Annotated in this window: 19 protein-coding genes and 2 pseudogenes; 11 read left to right on the top strand and 10 right to left on the bottom strand. The window is 69.8% G+C overall.

Annotated elements, in window-relative coordinates; genetic code table 11:
- A partial coding sequence (locus C4U03_RS31240) for an MmyB family transcriptional regulator (protein ID WP_456119809.1) occupies nt 1–476 on the top strand: 476 nt, incomplete at its 5' end.
- Between the two features lie 413 nt (nt 477–889).
- Here C4U03_RS31240 and C4U03_RS31235 read toward each other — a convergent pair.
- A complete protein-coding gene (locus C4U03_RS31235) occupies nt 890–1,495 on the bottom strand; it encodes a hypothetical protein (RefSeq protein WP_103942962.1) in 606 nt (201 codons plus the stop codon).
- 351 nt (nt 1,496–1,846) lie between these two features.
- On the opposite strand from C4U03_RS31235, the gene C4U03_RS31230 reads away from it, so the two are divergent.
- Nucleotides 1,847–2,074, top strand: a complete 228-nt coding sequence (locus tag C4U03_RS31230; RefSeq protein ID WP_103942960.1) for an ABC transporter ATP-binding protein C-terminal domain-containing protein — start codon at nt 1,847–1,849, stop codon at nt 2,072–2,074.
- Nucleotides 2,071–2,337: a hypothetical protein gene (locus tag C4U03_RS41385; RefSeq protein ID WP_200827595.1), complete on the top strand. Its 267-nt coding sequence runs from the start codon at nt 2,071–2,073 to the stop codon at nt 2,335–2,337. Before C4U03_RS31230 ends, C4U03_RS41385 begins: the two co-directional genes overlap by 4 nt.
- A 126-nt stretch (nt 2,338–2,463) precedes the next feature.
- Here the strand turns inward: C4U03_RS41385 and C4U03_RS31220 are convergent, their stop codons facing one another.
- The 3 genes from C4U03_RS31220 to C4U03_RS31210 form a co-directional block, all read right to left on the bottom strand.
- Nucleotides 2,464–3,063: a CGNR zinc finger domain-containing protein gene (locus C4U03_RS31220; protein WP_235018259.1), complete on the bottom strand. Its 600-nt coding sequence runs from the start codon at nt 3,061–3,063 to the stop codon at nt 2,464–2,466.
- A gap of 41 nt (nt 3,064–3,104) precedes the next feature.
- Nucleotides 3,105–3,443 carry an MmyB family transcriptional regulator gene (locus C4U03_RS41380; protein ID WP_235018258.1) on the bottom strand — a complete coding sequence of 113 codons (339 nt, stop codon included), beginning with the start codon at nt 3,441–3,443 and terminating at the stop codon, nt 3,105–3,107.
- Between the two features lie 290 nt (nt 3,444–3,733).
- The gene (locus C4U03_RS31210) at nt 3,734–4,048 is read right to left on the bottom strand and encodes a pyridoxamine 5'-phosphate oxidase family protein (RefSeq protein ID WP_200827593.1); all 315 of its coding nucleotides are present in this window, start codon (nt 4,046–4,048) and stop codon (nt 3,734–3,736) included.
- A gap of 250 nt (nt 4,049–4,298) precedes the next feature.
- Between C4U03_RS31210 and abc-f the strand changes: the two genes are divergently transcribed.
- Complete coding sequence (abc-f, locus tag C4U03_RS31205) at nt 4,299–5,933, top strand: ribosomal protection-like ABC-F family protein (protein ID WP_103942956.1); 1,635 nt, start codon at nt 4,299–4,301, stop codon at nt 5,931–5,933.
- An 87-nt stretch (nt 5,934–6,020) separates the two neighbouring features.
- Here the strand turns inward: abc-f and C4U03_RS31200 are convergent.
- Nucleotides 6,021–6,344 (bottom strand): annotated as a pseudogene (locus C4U03_RS31200) ((2Fe-2S)-binding protein); the annotation flags it as partial.
- 520 nt (nt 6,345–6,864) lie between these two features.
- Between C4U03_RS31200 and C4U03_RS31195 the strand changes: the two are divergent.
- Nucleotides 6,865–7,800, top strand: a complete 936-nt coding sequence (locus tag C4U03_RS31195) for an SMP-30/gluconolactonase/LRE family protein (protein WP_200827592.1) — start codon at nt 6,865–6,867, stop codon at nt 7,798–7,800.
- A gap of 87 nt (nt 7,801–7,887) precedes the next feature.
- On the opposite strand, the gene C4U03_RS31190 is transcribed toward C4U03_RS31195, so the two are convergent.
- From C4U03_RS31190 to C4U03_RS31175, 4 genes are read right to left on the bottom strand one after another with little or no spacing between them, the layout of a single operon-like run.
- Nucleotides 7,888–9,060: an acyl-CoA dehydrogenase family protein gene (locus C4U03_RS31190; protein WP_103942954.1), complete on the bottom strand. Its 1,173-nt coding sequence runs from the start codon at nt 9,058–9,060 to the stop codon at nt 7,888–7,890.
- Nucleotides 9,060–9,701, bottom strand: a complete 642-nt coding sequence (locus tag C4U03_RS31185) for a carboxymuconolactone decarboxylase family protein (RefSeq protein WP_103942952.1) — start codon at nt 9,699–9,701, stop codon at nt 9,060–9,062. Before C4U03_RS31185 ends, C4U03_RS31190 begins: the two co-directional genes overlap by 1 nt.
- 12 nt (nt 9,702–9,713) lie before the next feature.
- Complete coding sequence (locus tag C4U03_RS31180; protein ID WP_103942949.1) at nt 9,714–10,292, bottom strand: VOC family protein; 579 nt, start codon at nt 10,290–10,292, stop codon at nt 9,714–9,716.
- Entirely contained in the window at nt 10,289–11,818 is a 1,530-nt protein-coding gene (locus C4U03_RS31175; RefSeq protein ID WP_103942947.1) for a long-chain-fatty-acid--CoA ligase, read from the bottom strand. The genes C4U03_RS31180 and C4U03_RS31175 overlap by 4 nt, the downstream gene beginning before the upstream one ends.
- Nucleotides 11,819–11,962: 144 nt before the next feature.
- On the opposite strand from C4U03_RS31175, the gene C4U03_RS31170 reads away from it, so the two are divergent.
- The 3 genes from C4U03_RS31170 to C4U03_RS31160 are packed head-to-tail and all read left to right on the top strand — an operon-like array spanning nt 11,963 to nt 14,358.
- On the top strand, nt 11,963–12,577 hold the full coding sequence (locus C4U03_RS31170; RefSeq protein WP_103942945.1) for a TetR/AcrR family transcriptional regulator: 615 nt from the start codon (nt 11,963–11,965) through the stop codon (nt 12,575–12,577).
- Nucleotides 12,578–12,592: 15 nt separating this feature from the next.
- A complete protein-coding gene (locus C4U03_RS31165; protein WP_200827591.1) occupies nt 12,593–13,009 on the top strand; it encodes a nuclear transport factor 2 family protein in 417 nt (138 codons plus the stop codon).
- Nucleotides 13,006–14,358 carry a phosphotransferase family protein gene (locus C4U03_RS31160; RefSeq protein WP_103942942.1) on the top strand — a complete coding sequence of 451 codons (1,353 nt, stop codon included), beginning with the start codon at nt 13,006–13,008 and terminating at the stop codon, nt 14,356–14,358. Before C4U03_RS31165 ends, C4U03_RS31160 begins: the two co-directional genes overlap by 4 nt.
- Before the next feature lie 80 nt (nt 14,359–14,438).
- Here C4U03_RS31160 and C4U03_RS31155 read toward each other — a convergent pair.
- Nucleotides 14,439–14,950: pseudogene (locus C4U03_RS31155) on the bottom strand (hypothetical protein).
- A 69-nt stretch (nt 14,951–15,019) separates the two neighbouring features.
- Between C4U03_RS31155 and C4U03_RS31150 the strand changes: the two are divergent.
- The 3 genes from C4U03_RS31150 (at nt 15,020) to C4U03_RS31140 (ending at nt 18,225) form a co-directional block, all read left to right on the top strand.
- A complete protein-coding gene (locus tag C4U03_RS31150) occupies nt 15,020–15,661 on the top strand; it encodes a GntR family transcriptional regulator (RefSeq protein ID WP_103942940.1) in 642 nt (213 codons plus the stop codon).
- The gene (locus tag C4U03_RS31145) at nt 15,658–16,860 is read left to right on the top strand and encodes a CaiB/BaiF CoA transferase family protein (protein WP_235018257.1); all 1,203 of its coding nucleotides are present in this window, start codon (nt 15,658–15,660) and stop codon (nt 16,858–16,860) included. Before C4U03_RS31150 ends, C4U03_RS31145 begins: the two co-directional genes overlap by 4 nt.
- 159 nt (nt 16,861–17,019) lie before the next feature.
- On the top strand, nt 17,020–18,225 hold the full coding sequence (locus C4U03_RS31140; RefSeq protein ID WP_103942936.1) for an alkene reductase: 1,206 nt from the start codon (nt 17,020–17,022) through the stop codon (nt 18,223–18,225).
- The last annotated feature ends 81 nt before the right edge of the window (nt 18,226–18,306 follow it).

The following is an 18,306-nucleotide window of genomic DNA, read 5'->3' as shown; positions in this document are numbered from 1 at the left end:
GCGGCGCTATCCCCAACCACGCCCGGTTCACCTTCCTTGACCCCCGCTCCCACCGGTTCTGGGGCGATTGGGAACGCGCCGCCAACGACACCGTCGCCCTCCTGCAGGCCGAAGCCGGCCGCGACCCCTACGACAAAGACCTCACCGACCTGGTCGGTGAGCTGTGCACCCGCAGCGAGGACTTCCGCACCCGTTGGGCCCGCCATGACGTCCGCCAGCACCACCTGGGCGCCAAACCCTTCCACCACCCCGTCGTCGGCGACCTCCACCTCACCTACGAATCCCTCGACCTGCCCGCCGACGACCTCACCCTGGTCGCCTACGGCACCGAACCCGGCAGCGACTCAGAGGACAAACTCCGCCTCCTGGCCAGCTGGGCCGCCGAAGTCGCCCTTCACCATCACACGCCCCAGCACGATGACCAGCCGCACAACACGACCCCCCACACGACCGGCATGCCCCACGACGCTTCCTAAGCCCCGCGTTCGTTCCTCACATTCCCGCCGCTACCAGCCGTCCCCAGCCTCATCAAGGCTCAAGCGGCGAACGGGCACGGCGTCTTCGGCAAGACGACCGGACGCGCCTCGCCCACCGATGCCGGATGGCGGCGCTGCCGCTGGGTGAGCAATGTGTCTCGGGCAGGAGGTGTCGGCCCTTAAAGGTCGCAGCGCCGCATTCATTAAGGGCGCGTCCTTGAAGGGGCGCGCTTGGGGAGTTTCTTGTATTCGCCGAGCTCATGGCCTTTGCCGCGTGTGCAGGAGCGCTGACGGTGCCACCAGTACCCTGATGGGCATTGTCGATGTAAGGGAAGACGGGCGTGAACACGTCGCCGGAGCCGGACGGCTGAACTTGGTCCGCCGTCCAGCTCCGAGGTGGAACATTCAGCCCGTCAGGGAGTTTTGATGCGAATGGTGTTGGGGGTGACCGCAAAGCTTCCGGTAAGGACCGGCTGGTCGTTGACCACCAGGTAGCTTCCGCAACTGGCACTGGTTACGGTGAGGCCCGTCCCCCCGGTGAGCTGCAGGGTCCCGGCGTTGTTGTAGATGAAGTTCACAGAGCCGGTAATGGTGGCGGTGCAGCCGGACCCGGCGATGGTGAAGCCGATGTTGCTGATCGAGCCGGTGACCGGGGACGTCGGGCCGCCGGACTGGCTGGCGGGATTGATGAGCCAGGCCCCGGTATGGCTGATGGTGACCAAGCCGACCGGGCCCGAGCAGCCGAGCCAGGCGGAGGAGGTGACGTTGCCGATCGGGCTGGTGAGGCCGGTGCCGTTGGGAAGGGACCCGTTGAGAGTGACGCTCGCGCCGGCGGCGAACGGTATGCAGGAGAATGTATAGAAGCCCTTGGTCAGCTTGGTATTGACGCTGACGGCCCTGTAGGGGCCGACGCTCCCGGTAACGGTCCACGTGGCGGCGAGAGCGGGCAGTGCGGTCAGGCCGATGACGGCCGTTGCGGCGGCGGCGATGACCGTGCCGCCGTGGACAGGTTTGCGCATGGGTTCATTCCTCCAGGGACGGGCAGGCGAGGCCGCCCGGCGATCGGCGGGACCGAGGGAACGTAAAACGGTGAATACCTGCGGCCACCTCCCCGGACATAACCCTGATGCCTCCGGGCACAAGGGGATCAAGTCGATGACGGGTTTTACCGGGATGATCGGCCCGATACGGCACCGGATCCCTTACGGTGCAGTATGTTCTCGGGCAACAGGGCTGGCAACAGCAAAGGCCGAAGAATTCTCCGGGACGGTCGCGTCATTGTCGTCCGGTCAGCGCTCCGGATCGCCGTTTCATGTACAGGTGAGTCCCTCCCTGGTCCGCTCTGACAGGCGGTAGTCACCAGAAGGCGGATAGTCCGGGAGCCTCCACCGCGTGGGCCGGACCGCGTCACCGTCTTCAACTTCGGCCGGGTCATCGCGGACGGCACGCCCGCACAGGTCCGGCACGATCCCGAGGTGATCGGCGCCTACCTCGGCGGTGACCCCGCGCGGCACGCCGCGGGCTCCGGGGAAGCCGAGGAGCCCGCACTCGCCTCGGACCTCGCGGCCGACAGGCTCACAGAGAGACCCTCCTTATGACCAACCTGCTGGAGCTGGCGGCGAACGGTGTCTCGCTCGGGCTCCTCTACTCGATCCCCGGTCCGGGCGTCAGTCTGAGCATGGAGGTCGTCGTTTTCACCGCCTTCCCCGCCGCGATCATCGGCGGTCTGGACTCGCTCGGCGGCGCCGTCGCGGGCGGTCTGATCGTCGGCATGGTCCAGGTACTGCCGGCGGGCTGCCAGGACGAATTGTCGTTCCTCGGCCTGGGGCTCGGGGACGTCGACTGGCGTGGCCGGCGGTGAGGAGGATGAGTGTGGGAATTGGCGGGTGTGCGGAGCGGGCTGATCCGACAGCGCTGACCAGGGCTTAACGCCACGGCCCACTCGTCAGGCGCTCGGCCGCCTGTCCACGCGTACTCTGCGGCTGCCTCACGGGTCCGCCCGCCGGGCGCGGAGAGCCCGGAGCTTATGGCGGTTGCCGCATCGCTCCATCGTGCACCAGCGCCGGGTGCCGGGACGGGACGTGTCGACGAACACCAGCGGGCAGTTGTCGCTCGCGCATTCGCGGATGCGTTCGGACAGCGGCCCGGACAGCAACTCGATCATCTCCCGCGCCAGGGCCGACAGCGCCTGCGACGCCCGCACGGGCGTCGCCCACCTGGCGGTCGTGCCGTCGGCGGCCAGCTCGGGGGTCAGTGGCGCCTTGGCAGCGGCCTGGTTGATGGTGGCTATCGCCTCGGCGGGGAGCGGGCGGTGCGCCGCCCGGGCGTGCGCCGTGTCCCAGACCGCCTGGCGGAGGGCCTTGGCCGCAGCCAGCTCGCGGGTCGTCACGGGGACCGTCATGACTGCGGCCAGCGGCGGCTGGGCCAGCCATTCAGCCAGGTCGGCGGGCTCGTGGAGGGTCTCGAACACCGCGTACCGTCCCGCACCGCCGGTGTGGGCGAAGTCCAGGCAGACGGCGCCGGCGTCGAACCGGAACGACCCTCCCTTGGGGTCGTGCAGCACCCGTCCGGTTGTGCTCGCTTGCATGAAACCACCTTAACCGGTGTCCTCGTCCAGGGTCGGCCGCTTCACCGTACGGGCGTGTCCGTGGCTCCCGTGGGGAACTCCTCGATGCCGAGCACCCGCAGCAGCTCCAGCCGCTCGCGGGCTTCGGCGTCCGCCGGGGTGAGCACCAGCAGTTGCTGGCCCTGGTCGGGAGTGACCAGAGTCTCGCAGTCCATCGTCAGCCGGCCCACCCGCGGGTGGAGGATGGTCTTGCGGTCGACGCGCCGGACCGCCACCTCGTGCTCGGCCCAGAGCCGCCGGAAGTCGGCGCTTGCGGCCTGCAGCGCTTCGATCGTCAACGTGAAACCGTCGGTGATCTCCCCGTTGGGATGCGCGGCGGTGTCGGCGACGTTCGGTGCCATGGCTAGCCCGCCGAGCTTTCGCGCACACTTCCAGGCACCGTTCCGGGCATGGGCACCCGCCTGCGGCTCTCGGCTCTCGCGCGTCATGGTGCCGCCGTCTGCCGACATGCAGTTGCGCCACCCGTTCATGTATCAGCGCACAATGCGGATGCGTGTCGACCGTCAGCATCACCGCGGCCGCACGGGAGTGCTCAGAAGCTGCTCGCAATCCCCGAAGGGATGTGGCCGCAGTGCAAGCTGGGGCGTTCATTCGTAGCTCGCCCTGCGGCCGATCCATCGGCCGGTTGCCGCTATCGCGTCACGGGACCGTCCAAGGCCGTTCCGTACAGGTGCGTCACCCGGAGCCTGATGACCAGGCGCCGGTCTCGCACCATCTGCTCGAAGAACTCTGTTTCGTCCGCCGGATCGGTGATCCCGAACAGCGGCAGCAATTCCCGGCCGATGGCGTCACCAGGCTGCGTGGTGACTTCCGAGACCTCTGCCTCGCCCTCGGCCACCCAAGATCGCTCACTGCGGGTACCGTTGACGGACATCCGACCGGCCAGTGGCGACAACCCGGCAGCCTTCAGTCCGCTACCGCCACTGGTCGCTTCGTTGGTGCTCAAGCCCCGTGACCCGTCGTGTCCCTGGTCCGACGCCCCCTGTTGTTAGACTGGCGGAGACGTTGATCGTTCGTTGAGGAGTCCAGACGACATGGTGGTGGACGACGACATCTCCGGGTGATACCCGGACCCGACAGGCCACCGTGCCGGTGCGTGGAAGCGCCGCCGACGTGGCCTCGCTGTCGTCTCCCTTTCCCCTGTCTGCTGCCGGGGCGGGAATGTCTTCTCTGCCCCCTCCCACGAGGTCACCTCCATGTCCGACGCCTCCGTCGTCTGCTCGAACCTGTCCTTCACCTGGCCCGACGACACCCCCGTCTTCCGGGACCTGTCCTTCTCCCTCGGCTCTGGCCGCACCGGCCTCGTCGCGCCCAACGGCACCGGCAAGAGCACGCTGCTCAAGCTCATCGCCGGTGAACTGCGGCCCGGCACCGGGTCGGTCTCCGTGGCCGGCACCCTTGGCTACCTCCCGCAGAGCCTCCCCCTGACCGGCGAGCTCACGGTCGCCGAGGTGCTGGGCGTCGCCGGGATCATCCAGGCCATCGACGCCGTGGAGTCCGGGGACGTCGACGAGGAACACTTCACCACCATCGGTGACGACTGGGACATCGAGGAACGCACCCGCGCCCAGCTCGACCGCCTCGGTCTGGCCGGCCTGACCCTGAATCGCAGCCTGAGCACCCTCAGCGGCGGCCAGGTCATCTCCCTCGGTCTCGCCGCCCAGTTGCTGAAGCGGCCCGACGTGCTGCTGCTCGACGAGCCCACCAACAACCTCGACCTCGACGCCCGGCACAAGCTCTACGACGTGCTGGAGGATTTCAACGGCTGCCTGCTTCTGGTCAGCCACGACCGCGCCCTGCTCGACCGCATGGAACGCATCGCCGAACTCGACTGCGGCGAACTGCGCTTCTACGGCGGCAACTTCACCGAGTACGAAGAGGCCGTGCGGGCCGAGCAGGAAGTCGCCGAGAAGAACGTCCGCAACGCCCAGCAGGAGCTGAGGCGGGAGAAGCGGGAGCTGCAGCAGGCTCGCGAGCGCGCCGAACGTCGGCAGAGCAACGCCGCCCGCAACCTGAAGAACGCCGGTCTGCCCCGCATCTTCGCCGGCACCATGAAGCGGGGCGCGCAGGAGTCCGCGGGCCGGGCGGGCCAGATGCACGCCGGCCGGGTCAGCGAGGCGAAGGCCCGGCTGGACGAGGCCGGGCGTGCGCTGCGCGAGGAGCAGCGCATCACGCTGGACCTGCCGGCCACCAACGTGCCCGCCGGACGCAACCTGTTCCTCGGCGAGCAGCTCCGCGTCCGCCTCGGCGACAAGGACGTGTTCGCCGGCCAGGGCGTCGACCTGACCGTCCGGGGCCCGGAACGCATCGCGCTGACCGGTCCCAACGGTGCCGGCAAGAGCACGCTGCTGCGTCTGCTCAACGGCGACCTGACACCACAGAGCGGCGAGATCAAGCGGGCCGACGGACGCATCGCTTACCTCTCGCAGCGCCTCGACCTGCTGGACCCGGACCGTACGGTCGCCGAGAACTTCGCCGACTACGCCCCGGAGCGACCGGAGGCCGAGCGAATGAACCTGCTCGCCCGCTTCCTCTTCCGGGGGCCTCGCGCCCATCTGCCCGTCGGGGTGCTCTCCGGAGGTGAGCGGCTGCGCGCCACCCTGGCCTGTGTGCTGTGCGCGGAGCCGGCTCCGCACCTGCTGCTCCTGGACGAGCCGACGAACAACCTCGACCTGGTCAGCGTGGGCCAGTTGGAGAGCGCCCTGAACTCCTACCAGGGGGCCTTCGTGGTGGTCGGCCACGACGAGCGGTTCCTGCGCGAGATTGGCGTGAACCGGTGGCTGCGGCTGGCCGGCGGTGAGCTGAAGGAGACGGGGGCCCCTGAGGTGTGAGCCGCCGGCGTGTCGACCTGGCCCGTGTCCGAGGCATGCCGCCCCGCGGGCCGAGCACCGCTCGCACGATCGAGGGATACGCGCGCGGCGGCGCAGGTTGTCGCTCGTGCGCTCGCGTACCTCCGCCGCGTCCAACTCAGGCGCCGGGCCCTCTGGCAGGTCATCGGCGGTGACGGCGCTGGGTCGGCCCGCCGCGTGCTCGGCCGGCATCCCGACGGCCGAGCAGATCTGCCCCGGCGTGCAGTAACCGCACTGGAACCCGTCGTGTCGGACGAACGCCTGCTGCAACGGCGACACCCCACCCTCGGCCGCCAGACCGCTGACGGTGGTGACCTCAGCACCATCGGCCGCGACCGCCGGCATCGGGCAGGACACCACCCGCCGGCCGTCGACCAGCACGGTACACGCACCGCTCGATCACCACCGGCGCGGCAGCCGCCAGGCACGCCTGGCCCGCATCCAGGACGCCGGCGCGCTCACGATCTGCCGCCCTGCGCGCTCCCGCACACCGCCTAGGATTCCTCCCAACCTAGACTGCATACAATCAGTCGATTTTCTGGGCTTAAGAGCTGGATTTTTGGCCAGATTGTGTGCAATCTTGGGGTCAAGGGATCTACTGCCGACGCACGGCGGGCCGTACCGAGGTATGCCGCCGTGCGGGCGTGGTCCGCGCGTCCCACCCGATCCCGCCCGTCCGCCGGCAGGCCGAGCGGCGTGACCGTGCCCGGGGGAGTGGGTGCGGGCCTCGCGGCCGGCCGGCACGAAGGGGTGGTTGGACATGGACACGCCACGAGATCGGTTCACTCGCCGGTCGCTGCTCTCGGGACTGGGGGTCGCGGCCACCGGCTTGGTGATCACGGCCGGAGGCACCGCCGCCGCCGGGACCAGGGCGGGCGACCGGGCAGAGCACAGGCACCTGCGGAGGAAGAAAATGAAGATCACGAAGCTGGCCGACGGGCTGCTGTTCCCGGAGGGCCCGGTCGCGCTGCCGAACGGCGACGTCCTCGTGGTGGAGATCCACCGGGGCACCCTCACCAGGGTCGCGCCGGATGGCACGACCTCGGTCGTCGCCGAGGTCGGCGGCGGCCCGAACGGCGCCGCCCTCGGCCCGGACGGACGTGTATACATCGCCAACTGCGGCGGCATGCACCGCTTCGAGGTGGGCGGCTTCGTCTTCGCCGGCGGCATCCCCGCCGACTACACCAGCGGCAGCATCCAGGCCGTCGACCTGTCGGACGGCTCCGTGGAGACCCTCTACACCAAGGACGACGACGGACGCGACCTGCGCGGCCCGAACGACCTCGTCTTCGACGCCCACGGCGGCATCTACTTCACCGACTACGGCAAGAGCGACGGCGACACCTGCGACAAGGGCCGGATCTACTACGCCAAGGCCGACGGCTCGTCCTGCAAGACCATCGCGGCCGGCATGGAGGGCCCGAACGGCATCGGCCTCTCCCCGGACGGCGAGCGCCTGTACGTCAGCGAGACGTACACCGCCCGCGTCTGGTGGTGGGACGTGACGGGCCCCGGCCAGATCGTGGGAGGGAAGTCCCTGGGAGGCTCGGGGAACGGAAACTTCCTCTACACCGCTCCGAACTACGTCAACTTCGACTCCCTCGGCGTCGACGCCCACGGCAACGTCAACGTGGCGTCCATGGTCAACGCGGGCATCTCGGTGGTCGGTCCCGACGGGAAGCTCGTCCAGTTCGTCAAGATCGACGTCGACGACGACCCCGGCATCACCAACATCTGCTGGGGCGGCAAGGACATGCGCACCGCCTACGTCACCGCCTCCAGCACCGGGCAGCTCCTGAAGATCGAGTGGCCGCGTCCGGGTCTGAAGCTCAACTACCACGACGCCTGACACTTTTTCTCTCCGTACGGCTGATGCGCGGCGGGCCTTCCCCGGTGGAAACCGGGGAAGGCCCGCCGCTTCAACTGCGGAAGTCCGTCAGGAACCGGCGCCGACCCGGCGCAGGATGCGCTTGGCGGTGCTCTGGATGTGGACCTCGTCGGGCCCGTCGTAGAGCCTGGCCTCCCGCGCGTGGCGGTACATCCGCGACAGGGGCAGATCGTCGGTGAGCCCGGCCGCGCCGTGGACCTGGATGGCGCGGTCGATGACGTTGTGCACCATCCGGGCGCCCACCACCTTGATGGTGGCGATCTCGACACGAGCCTGGTCGCCGGCGTCGATCCGCTCGGCGGCCTGGAGGGTGAGCATCCGGGCGGCCTGGATCTCGGCGTAGGAGTCGAACACGTGCTGCTGCATGAGCTGCTTGGCGCCCAGCTTCTCCCCGAAGGCCGTCCGCTGCTCCAGCCGGGCGCACATCAGCTCGAACGCGCGCTGGGCCTGGCCGAGCCACCGCATGCAGTGAAAGATCCGGCCCGGCCCCAGGCGGTCCTGGGCGATGACGAAGCCGTGGCCGCGCGGCCCCAGCAGGTTGTCGGCCGGGACGCGTACGTCGTCGTAGTCGACCTCGTAGTGGCCGCCGTGGATGCCCAGGACGGGGGTCTCCCGCACGATGCGGTAGCCGGGCGTGTCCGTCGGGACGATGATCATGCTGAACGCCTTGTGGGGCGGCGCGTCGTCCGGCTCGGTGCGGCACATGACGGTCGTGTACGCCGCGGCGGCGGCCCCGGTGGTGAACCACTTACGGCCGTTGATCACCCACTCGTCGCCGTCCAGAACGGCGGTGGTGCGCAGGCCCGTCGGATCGGAGCCGGCGACGTCGGGCTCGGTCATCGCGAAGCTCGGCGAGACCTCTCCGGCGACCATCGGCGCCAGGTAGCGCTCCCGCCAGCGCGGGCTCGCGTACTTGTGCAGCATGATCGAGTCCTGGAGGGTGAACGTGCCCAGGACGAGCTGGCCCCACTCGCTGCGGCCCTGCACCTCGTTGACGTACACGTAGTCCAGGAACGGCAGCCCGCCTCCGCCGAGCTCGGCGGGGTGGCCGAGCGCCCACAGGCCCTCGGCCTTGGCCTCCTTCCGCAGCCGTTCGAACAGTTCCCGGGCCTCGACTCCGCCGGCGTTCAGCACGGGTTCGGCCGGTTCGACCCGTTCGGTCATGAAGGCGTGGACGGCGTCGCGGAGGTCGCGGATCCTGCCGGGCACGGGGAAGAGCATCAGTTCTCCCCGGCCAGGTCGGCGGAGATGTCGCGGGCACCGTAACCCTCGGGAGCGGCGACCTCGGTGACCGGCTCGGGGCGGTCGTCGAACTCCAGCCGGAGCACCTTGGACATCGTCGCGTGCATCTCGTAGAGGCAGGTGATGTAGGTGAGGGCCAGGATCTCCTGGTCGCTCAGGTGCTCCTTGAGGACGGCGAAGATCTCGTCGGCGACCCGCCCGCCGTCCAGGACGATGCCGTCGGTGTAGGCCAGTACGGCTCGCTCCAGCCGGTCGTAGCAGTCGGCGGTCTGCCAGTGCGGGATCGCCTGGATCTTCTCCTCGGGCATGCCCAGTGCCCGCATCTGCTTGCAGTGCTGGGAGAAGACGAACTGGCTGCCGCGCGCCCACCCGGCCCGGCACTGGCCGAGCTCGCGCAGGAGGGGATCGAGCCTGGCGTTGCGGTAGAGGGCGAAGCCTCGGACGGCGTGCCGGAACACGTCGGGGTCCTGGGCGAAGACCGTCCACCAGTCGCCCGGGGTTCCGGTGGCGGTGCCGTGGTCGACGGCCGGGTCCCGGTCGGGGGCGAACAGGCGGTCGTAGAAGAAGAGGATCCGCTCGTCGGTGACCTCGGCGCGGGGTACCTCGCGAAGACGGGGCATGGGTGGCTCCTCTCAGGCCGTCGCGGGGGCGACGCGGTCGGCGGCGGTCTTGGGTTCGTGGGAGACGTCCGCCTCGGTGAACTCGCGCGTCCAGCAGGCGAACTCCAGCAGGGCGCCGTCGGGGTCCTGAAAGTAGAAGGACCGGACGAACACCCCCTCATGGAGGCTGCGAGAGACTCCGGAGAGGCTGTCGTCGTGGTTGAGGATCGGGCTGACCTCGACGCCCTTGGCCTTGAGCCGTTCCCGGTACTCCTCGAACCTTGCGGCCGGCACGTGGAAGGCGACGTGGTTCATCGAGCCGGTCGCGCTGACGAGCTCGCCCTGTTCGGGGCGGGTCGCGGGGGAGGAGATCCCGGGGACGCCGTCGGGGGCCTCGGGGAACCAGAAGAACGCGATGCAGTTGCCGCCGCCGCAGTCGAAGAAGAAGTGCTGGCCCATGCCGTGCGGCAGCTGCAGGGTCTTCACCAGCGGCATGCCCAGGACGCCGGAGTAGAAGTCGATCGTCCGCTGCATGTCGGCCGAGACGAGGGCCAGATGGTTGATGCCGCCCAGCTCGAACTCGGTGTTGGTCGGCTCGGTCGTGTTCGTCATGTCTGATCCTTTGCGATGTGGACGGCCCGCAGGTCGCGCTTGAGCACCTTGCCCGCGATGTTGCGCGGCAGTTCGCGGATGAACTCGATCCGCCTGGGCACCTTGTAGCCGCCGAGGTGCTCCCGGGCGAAGGCGATGATCGAGTCGGGATCCTCCGCCGAGCCCTCGCGCAGCACCACGGCGGCGCAGACGGACTCGCCCCACTGGGGGTCGGGGACGCCGAAGACGGCGACGTCCTGGACGGCCGGGTGCCGGTAGAGGATCTCCTCGACCTCGCGGGAGGCGACGTTCTCCCCGCCCGTGATGATCATGTCCTTGAGCCGGTCGACGATGTAGACCATGCCCTCGGCGTCCTGCCGGACGACGTCGCCGGTGCGGAACCAGCCGTTGCGGAACGAGGCCTCGGTCAGCTCGGGCTCGCGCCAGTAGCCCAGCATCACCTGGTCGCCGCGCACGAGCATCTCGCCGGGCTCTCCGGGAGGGACGTCGTTGAAGTCGGGGTCCACGATCCGGATCGACGCCAGGTCCATGGGACGGCCGGCGGCGGCCAGCAGGTGGGTCTCGCCGGCGGCGGCGCGGCGGTGCTCGGCCTCGCCGAAGTGCAGAATGTTGCCGCCCAGCTCGCTCATGCCCATGCCCTGGTAGAAGTCACAGCCGAGCACCTCCATGCCGCGGCGCAGCACCTCGGCCGGGATCGCGGACGCGCCGTAGCCGATCGCGCGGAGCGTGCCGAGGTCCTCGTCCTCGATGCCGGGGTGGCGCAGCAGGAACGCGATCATCGTGGGGGCGAGGCCGGTGTTGGTGACCTTCCACTCTGCGACCAGGCGCAAGAACGTCGCGTTGTCGTAGGCCCGGAGGATGCCGACCGTGCACGAGCGCAGGTGGTTGACCAGGACGACGTAGCCGCCGACGTGGCAGAGCGGGAAGCAGAAGAGGAACACCTGGTCGTCGGGCACGTTCCAGTGCGCGACGGAGCTGATGACACCCGTGAGCAGGTTCTTGTGGGACAGCATGACGCCCTTGGGTCTGCCGGTGGTCCCGCTGGTGTAGACGAGCCAGGCGACGGAGTCCTCGTCCACCCGAGGCGGCTCGGCCGTGGAGGCGGCCGAGACGAGTTCGGTGTAGTCGGCGTCGCCTCCGCCGTCCAGGGCGATGACGGTCTTCACGGTCGGCATGGCGGCGCGATGCTCGCTCATCGCCCCGAGGTGCTCGCCGCTGACGATGAGGACGGACGCCTGGGCGTGGTTCACAAGGGCGGCGATCTCCGACGGGTGGAGTCGGTGGTTGAGGAACGTCAGCGCCATTCCGGCGGCGGGGACCCCGTAATAGAGGTCGACGTACTCGGGCCGATTCCCCGACAGGACGGCCACCCGGTCGCCGGGCTCGGCGACGGTGCGCAAGGCGTTGGCGACGCGCCGGATGCGGTCGCGCATCCCGGCGAAGGTGATCACCTGCTCCTCGAAGCGCAGGGCGGTGCGCCCGGGATGCTTGCGCGCGGCGAACTCGATGATGTCGTTGATCAGCATGGACGCTGCTCCCGCACGGTCATGAACGTGCACTCCTCGAACCTGACTTGACAGTCATATCAACTTATCCGATGCTCGGATCCTGTTCCTGCGAACATCGGGTTGTCAACCCTGGACAGGAACGGACAGGAAGGAACCAGAGCCATGCAGAGCGGCGAGACCCCCCTCACCGAGCGCGGCGCGCGTACCAGGGAGAAGCTGGTCGTCGCGGCGCGCGAGGTGTTCGAGGAGCGCGGCTTCCTCGACACCCGGGTCGCCCATATAGCGCGGCACGCCAAGGTGGCCTACGGCTCCTTCTACAGGTACTTCCCCACCAAAGAGGCGATCTTCCTGGAGGTCGCCGACCGGCTCTTCGCCGACATGACCGACCACGGCGTCCTCCCGTCCCCGGGTCCGTCGCCCGCCGCCCGTATCCGCCGTGCGAACCGCGCCTACTACGAGGCCTATCTGCGCAACGCCAGGATGATGGCGATCATCGAGCAGGTGGCCACGTTCAATGAGGATTTCAAGGAGCTGCGGCGTAAGCACCGCGCCGTCTCCGTCGCCCGATCCGCTCGGGCGATCGAGCGGTGGCAGAGCGAAGGGCTCGTGGACGCCTCACTCGACCCCGAGATGACCGCCCGCGCCCTCGCCGCGATGGTCGACCACTCCCTCTACCTCTGGCTGGTCCAGGAAGAGGACCACGCCGGCACCGAAAGGCTCCTCGACACCCTGGACGCCCTCAACATCCGGGCCCTCGGCCTGGCGCCCGCCCCGTGAACCCGCCTAGGAGCAGTGACCGTGTACGAAGAACTCGCCGACCGTTTCATCGCCGCCATCACCGGCGGTGACCTCGACACGCTGCGTGCCGTCTACACCCCCGACGCGCTGATCTGGCACAACGGTCCCGGCGCGGGCGGCGGCTCCGAGCAGCGCGTCGAGGACAACCTGCGCACCCTGCGCTGGCTGTCGGCGAACCTGCGGGGGATCTCCTACGACGAGATCCGGCGCGACACCCTCCCGTCCGGCTTCGTCCAGCGGCACGTGCTGCGCGGGAGCCTGTCGGACGGGACGGCCATCGAGGTCGCGACGTGCCTTTTCGCCACCGTCACCGAGGACGGGCGGATCTCCCGGATCGAGGAGTACGCCGACACGCGCGGCACCGACCCGCTGCACGCCCTGGCCGCCGCCCAGCGCGCGGCACGGCGATGAGCGGCGGGCCGGCGGAGGAGCTCGCGTCCCGCCTGGAGGTCTTGGCGGGCCGGCCGGTCGCGGTCGGCGGCCTGAAGCGGCTCTCGGGCGGGGCGAGCCGGGAGACCTGGGCGTTCGAGGCGGATGGGCGGCCGCTGATCCTGCGCCTGGACCCGCCCGGCAGGCCCGACGCTCCGGCCATGGCCCGCGAGGCCGGGTTGCTCATGGCGGCGGCCGCCGCCGGGGTGCCGGTGCCCGCGCTCGTCGACCACGGGGACGCGCTGCGCGGCACCCCATACCTGATCATGGAGCGGCTGGCGGGGGAGACGATCCCGCGGCGGCTGCTGCGCGACGAGCGGTTCGCGGCGGTGCGCCCCGCGCTGGCCCGGGAGCTGGGCGGGATCCTCGCCCGGCTGCACGCGCTGCGGCCGGACGCCGTGCCCGGCCTGCCGGATGGCGATCCCCTGGAGGAACTCGCCGCGCTCTACGAGTCATTCGCCGAACCCCGCCCGGCGGTGGAACTGGCGCTGCGGTGGCTGGAGCGCAACCGCCCGGACGCGTCCGGAGGGCGCACGGTCGTGCACGGCGACTTCCGCAACGGCAACCTCATGGTCGACGAGAGGGGTGTCCGCGGGGTCCTCGACTGGGAACTGGCCCACGTCGGCGACCCGTGGGAGGACCTGGGCTGGCTGTGTGTGAAGGCGTGGCGGTTCGGCTCGCCCGAACCCGTCGGCGGCTTCGGCCCGCGCGCCGACCTGCTGGCCGGATACGCCGAGGCCGGGGGTACGCCCCCGTCCGAGGAGGAACTGCACTGGTGGGAGGTGTACGGGACGCTCCGCTGGACGGTCTTGTGCCGCAACCAGGCCGAGCGGTACCTGAGCGGCTCTGACGCCTCGGTGGAGTTCGCCGTCCTGGGGCGGAGGGTCTGCGAGCAGGAGCACGACTTGCTGCTGTCCCTCGGGCTGACGGAGCCCGTCGCGGTCGCCGACCCCTTGAAGGGGCTGGACGGATCCGGCCCCGCCGCCGTGCCCGGCCCGCACGACCGGCCGGGAGCCTCCTCGCTCATCGACGCCGTCAGCGCCTACCTCGCGTCCGCCGAGCCGGGTGACGAGCGGCTGCGCTTCCACAACAGGGTCGCGGTCTCGGCCCTGCGCATCGCCCGGCGGGAGTTGCTGCTGGGAGATCTGCACTGGGTGGCCCAGCGCGAACGGCTGCGCGCCCTGGGCTGCGCGACCGACGCCGACCTCGCGCTCGGGATCCGCAACGGCAGGTTCGACGACCGCATGGACGAGGTGGTCTGCGCCGTCCGCGCCTCCGTCGTCGACAAGCTCGTCGTCGCCAACCCCCGCCACCTTTCCCAGCCCGCTTGATCGGATTTCCTCTTCTCTCCTGAACGGGTGAGACGCCCGCGTTGCCCCCTCCGGGCGGCGCGGGCGTCTTCTCTTCGAGGTCAGAAGGGGCCGGCGCGGCCGAGGAGGGCGGGGGCGGGTTCGTCGAGGAGCTCACCGAGCCAAATGCCGGTGGCGGCGACGGCCTCCAGGTCGAGGCCCGTCTCGATGCCGCTCCTGTGCAGCATGTACAGCAGATCCTCGGTGGCGATGTTGCCGGTGGCGGCGAGGGCGAACGGGCAGCGGCCGAAACCGCCGGTGCTGGTGTCCAGAACGGCGGCGCCCTCGTCCACCCCGGCCTCCAGCGCCTGGTCCAGGCCGCGCCGGTTGAGCACAAGGCCGCTGTAGGAGACGCCCTCCCGGCGGGGGACCCCGCCATGACCTCCTCGGCGCCCGCCATCTGCGGGACCCGCTTGGGGTTGACGAAGGACACGGCCTCGATCCTGCGCGCCCCAGCTTCGACGCAGCGGGTGATGAGGGCGATCCTGTCCTCGGGTGAGAGCGCGCGTTCTTCGTTCTGGAGTCCGTCACGCGGGTCGACTTCCAGCACTGTTGTATGCAATGTGTCTCTTATCTCCGCAAGTTTGCTGGTTTATTTCCGGTAGTTCCCCTACGTTGTATGCAATGGAACTGAGGAGGGTCGATGCCCGCTGGTCAGCGCGCCACTGACACCGCCTACGAGGCGGTGCGCCAGATGATCCTCTCCGGGGAGGCCGCGCCCGGCACCCGCCTGGGGGAGGCCGAGCTCGCCGAGATGCTCGGGCTCTCGCGCACGCCCGTCCGGGAGGCGCTGCAGCGGCTCGGTGCGGACGGCCTGGTCGAGGTGCTGCCGCACCGCGGCGCCCGGGTCGTCCTGTGGACGGCCGCCGACCTGGAGGAGATCTTCGAGCTGCGCACACTGCTGGAGCCGTACGCGGCGGCCCGCGCCGCCCGGATCGGCCTGGAGGAGCCCGTCCTCATCGAGCTGCGCGGCCTGTGCGCGGCGATGGAACGGGCCGCGGCGGAGCGCGAGCTGGCCCGCCTCGCCCAGCTCAACTCGCGCTTCCACGCCGCCCTCATCGACGCCTCCGGCAACCAGAGGCTCCCGGCCATGCTGACGTCCGTCATGCACGCACCCCTCATCCTCGGAACCTTCCACCGCTACGACGCCGAGACGATGGCGCGGAGCATGGCGCACCACCGCGAAGTCGTCGACGCGATCGCCGCCAGAGACCCCGAATGGGCCGCCTCAGTCATGCGCTCCCATCTGCGCGCGGCCGCGGCCAACCTCAAGGAGGACCAGTGACCAGCGACTCCCCCCGCGCCCTGGGCGACCTGCGGGTCGTCGAGATGGGTCAGTTGCTCGCCGGCCCGTTCTGCGGCCAGTTGCTCGGCGACTTCGGCGCCGAGGTCATCAAGATCGAGCCGCCCGGCGCCGGCGACCCCATGCGCGAATGGGGCAGGGAGAAACCACACGGCCAGTCCCTGTGGTGGCCGATCCTGGCCCGCAACAAGAAATCGATCACCCTCAACCTGCGCACGCCCCAGGGCCAGGACCTCGCCCGCCGCCTCATCACCGAGGCCGACGTGCTGATCGAGAACTTCCGGCCCGGCACCCTGGAGCGCTGGGGCCTGGCGCCCGAGACCCTGTGGGAGACCAACCCCGGCCTCATCATCACCCGGGTCACCGGCTACGGGCAGGACGGCCCGTACGCGCCGCGCGCCGGCTTCGGCTCCATCGGCGAGGCCATGGGCGGCATCCGCTACGTCACCGGCGACCCCGGCAACCCGCCCGCCCGCGCCGGGATCTCCCTGGGCGACGAACTCGCCGGCACCTTCGCCGCCCTGGGCACCCTGGTCGCCCTGCACGCCCGGCAGCGCACCGGCAAGGGCCAGATCGTCGACTCCGCCCTCTACGAAGCCGTCTTCGCGCTCATGGAATCCCTCGTCCCCGAATGGGAACTGGCCGGATACCAGCGCGAACGCACCGGCTCCGTCCTGCCCAACGTCGCACCCAGCAACGTCTACCCCACCAAGGACGGCCCCGTCCTCATCGCCGCCAACCGTGACACCGTCTGGACCCGCCTCGCCGAGATCATGGGCCGTCCCGAACTGGCCGACGACCCCCGCTACGCCACCCACGGCGCCCGTGGCGCCAACGCCGAGGAACTCGACGACCTCATCGCCCAGTGGACCGCCACATACGAGTCCGAACCGCTGCTGGAACTGCTGCACGAGAACGGCATCCCCGCGGGCCTGACCTACCGCGCCAAGGACATGCTCGCCGACCCGCACTTCAAAGCCCGCGAAGCCATCATCCGCCTCGCTCACCCCGAGTTCGGCGACTTCCCGATGCAGAACGTCTTTCCCAAACTGTCGGACACCCCCGGCACGGTCCACTCCCTGGGCCCTCTCCTCGGCCAGCACAACGCCGAGGTCTACACCGGCCTCCTCGGCCTTACCCCCGCCGACCTGGCGAGACTGGAAGCTGCGGGCACCGTCTGACCTGCCGCCCGACACTCTTCCACCGGACGCACATCGCCCACCGCCTCCGCGGACGGCGAGGCGGTGCGTGACGGGCTTCGGGGCGGCGACGTGATCGCGTGCGGGAGGCTCACAGATACCGGCACAGGTCGATTGCATTGAGTTCTGAAAGGATCTTCCGTGACCAGCCTTTTTGACGGGTTCGACTTGCGCGGCCTGTGTCTTCCCAACCGCGTGGTGATGGCACCGATGACCCGAGCCAGAGCGCTGACGGGGGTGCCCGACGACATGACGACCCGCTACTACGCGCAGAGGGCGGATGCAGGCCTGATCGTGTCGGAGGGGTCCCCCGTCTCCAAGGAGGGAACCGGCTATGCCTTCACGCCGGGTCTCTACACCGACGAGCAGGTCGCCGGGTGGCGGAGTGTCACCGACGCGGTACGCGCCCAGAAGGGGCGCATGTTCGCGCAGCTGTGGCACGTGGGGTGGGCTTCGCACGTGTCGCTGCAGGAGAACGGGAAGGTTCCGGTGAGCTCGACGGCGAACGCCGTCGGAACCGTGGCCTTCGCCTACCGGCCGGACGGCAGTACCGGCATGCTGCCCGCGACCCCTCCCCGGGCCCTCGGCGCCGACGAGGTGGCCCGGGTCGTTGCGGACTTCGCCGCCGCGGCGGCCAACGCCGATGCGGCGGGCTTCCACGGCATCGAACTGCAGGCAGCCAACGGGTACCTGTTCGAACAGTTCCTGAACTCCCGGGTCAACGACAGGATGGACCGGTACGGGGCCACTACGGTCGCCGACCGCATCCGCTTCACCTTGGAGGTGGTGGATGCCGTCGCCGACCGCATCGGCGCCCACCGCGTGGGCATCCGGCTCTCGCCTTACAGCACCATCAACTTCATGCCGGCCGACGACAAGACCGACGAGACCTATCGCGCACTGGGGGATGAGCTGGCCTCCCGCGGCATCGCCTACATCCATGTGAGCGACAACAGTGACCACCGCTCCGAGATCGGCAGGGCCGCGGGCGAGGAGCTCTCCGCGTTCCTGCGGGAATGGCGGCCCGTCCTGGGCGACACGGCCCTCGTCCTCGCCGGACGCCAGAGCCTGGAGAAGGCCACGCGCCTGATAGGGGAGGGCACCATCGACCTCGCTGCTTTCGGCCGGCCCTTCATCAGCAACCCGGACCTGGTCGAGCGCCTGCGCGAGGGCATCCCCCTGGCGAAACCGGACCGCGCGACCTACTACACGGGCGGCGTCCGCGGATACGTCGACTACCCCGCCGCCGGTCGGCCGGCCTCGCCTGGCGAAGGCCGGGAACGACGCGCTGTTCGTGTCGTTCCTGCCCGCGATCAGCAAGGACGCCCTGAGAGGGGTTTGGTTTGAGCTTTTCGTTCTCAAGGCGGTCACGTGACTCGGCTCGTATAAGAGCGTGTCCTACGTGGTGGCTTTGCTGAGCCGCTTGTA

It is taken from the genome of Thermomonospora echinospora, from assembly GCF_900108175.1.
Taxonomy (GTDB): Bacteria; Actinomycetota; Actinomycetes; order Streptosporangiales; family Streptosporangiaceae; genus Thermomonospora; species Thermomonospora echinospora.
This window is presented reverse-complemented; position numbering and strand designations above follow the sequence as displayed.

Bases quoted from the DNA above. Each gene is read 5' to 3' on its own strand.
- C4U03_RS31235 (WP_103942962.1), bottom strand. From the start codon at position 1,495: ATGCGCAAACCTGTCCACGGCGGCACGGTCATCGCCGCCGCCGCAACG.
- C4U03_RS41385 (WP_200827595.1), top strand. From the start codon at position 2,071: ATGACCAACCTGCTGGAGCTGGCGGCGAACGGTGTCTCGCTCGGGCTC.
- C4U03_RS31220 (WP_235018259.1), bottom strand. From the start codon at position 3,063: ATGCAAGCGAGCACAACCGGACGGGTGCTGCACGACCCCAAGGGAGGG.
- C4U03_RS41380 (WP_235018258.1), bottom strand. From the start codon at position 3,443: ATGGCACCGAACGTCGCCGACACCGCCGCGCATCCCAACGGGGAGATC.
- abc-f (WP_103942956.1), top strand. From the start codon at position 4,299: ATGTCCGACGCCTCCGTCGTCTGCTCGAACCTGTCCTTCACCTGGCCC.
- C4U03_RS31195 (WP_200827592.1), top strand. From the start codon at position 6,865: ATGAAGATCACGAAGCTGGCCGACGGGCTGCTGTTCCCGGAGGGCCCG.
- C4U03_RS31190 (WP_103942954.1), bottom strand. From the start codon at position 9,060: ATGCTCTTCCCCGTGCCCGGCAGGATCCGCGACCTCCGCGACGCCGTC.
- C4U03_RS31185 (WP_103942952.1), bottom strand. From the start codon at position 9,701: ATGCCCCGTCTTCGCGAGGTACCCCGCGCCGAGGTCACCGACGAGCGG.
- C4U03_RS31180 (WP_103942949.1), bottom strand. From the start codon at position 10,292: ATGACGAACACGACCGAGCCGACCAACACCGAGTTCGAGCTGGGCGGC.
- C4U03_RS31175 (WP_103942947.1), bottom strand. From the start codon at position 11,818: ATGCTGATCAACGACATCATCGAGTTCGCCGCGCGCAAGCATCCCGGG.
- C4U03_RS31170 (WP_103942945.1), top strand. From the start codon at position 11,963: ATGCAGAGCGGCGAGACCCCCCTCACCGAGCGCGGCGCGCGTACCAGG.
- C4U03_RS31160 (WP_103942942.1), top strand. From the start codon at position 13,006: ATGAGCGGCGGGCCGGCGGAGGAGCTCGCGTCCCGCCTGGAGGTCTTG.
- C4U03_RS31150 (WP_103942940.1), top strand. From the start codon at position 15,020: ATGCCCGCTGGTCAGCGCGCCACTGACACCGCCTACGAGGCGGTGCGC.